Source organism: Corallococcus praedator (assembly GCF_003612125.1).
GTDB lineage: Bacteria > Myxococcota > Myxococcia > Myxococcales > Myxococcaceae > Corallococcus > Corallococcus praedator.
Map to the genome: position 1 here is coordinate 1 of NZ_RAWI01001270.1, position 408 is coordinate 408.

Annotated in this window: 1 protein-coding gene; it reads left to right on the forward strand. The window is 63.5% G+C overall.

The window, feature by feature from the left end; all coding sequences use genetic code 11:
- On the forward strand, window positions 1–217 hold a 217-nt coding region (locus tag D7Y13_RS46610; RefSeq protein ID WP_158626258.1), incomplete at its 5' end, for a hypothetical protein.
- Window positions 218–408: the final 191 nt, after the last annotated feature.

The window sequence follows — 408 nt, forward strand, 5'->3', positions numbered from 1 at the left end:
GAAGATGGGCGCGACCGTCGACCAGGGCGAGTACGAGAAGCTCGGGCAACGCGCGGCGCAGATGATCATCAAGGAGCGCATCGCCATGCTCCCGGCCTACTTCGACAAGGTCATCGTCGCTGCCCGCAGCAACGTGCAGGGCATCAAGGTGAGCCCGACCGTCTGGTACGGCTTCCTGATGAACCAGATGACGACCGTGTCTCTGGCTGCCGAATAACTGGAGAAAGACCACGACATGAGTGTTGCAGAAGCATCGCCGGCTGTTGCGGACAAGAAGCGCGGCTCCAAGCCCGCCGGGAGCGGACATCGCTCCCAGTCCGCCGTCCTCGCCGACTACGCCGTGAACCTTTCGCTCGCGGACGTGCCGGCGGAGGTCAAGCAGAAGGCGATGCTCTGCATCACCGACAC